Here is a 238-nt window from a genome sequence, read left to right as displayed (position 1 = left end):
ATTGAATCGAAATCAAATTCATTGAGAATCTTGATAAGCCGTTCAACTTTCGGCGCTCTTAATGCTGTCATTGCGTAGGTGTGCGCTTTACTGGATAGATTATGTCTATTCAATTGGATATGAGCCTTCGCTTCTTCTTTCGTTAAGAACAGAGTATTAGGCACGATGTATTCTTCTTCTTTGACGAAGGTTTCGCTGTAGTAGCCATCATCGTTGTAATCTTCGTAAATCATTTCCC

1 pseudogene is annotated in these 238 nt (G+C 39.1%); it reads right to left on the bottom strand.

Going from position 1 to position 238, the window contains the following annotated elements:
* Nucleotides 1–238, bottom strand: a pseudogene (locus SB775_RS33565) (hypothetical protein); the annotation flags it as partial.

The organism is Peribacillus sp. SIMBA_075 (assembly GCF_046534585.1).
The sequence above is the reverse complement of the archived record's forward strand: the minus strand, read 5'-3'. Positions and strand labels throughout refer to the sequence as shown.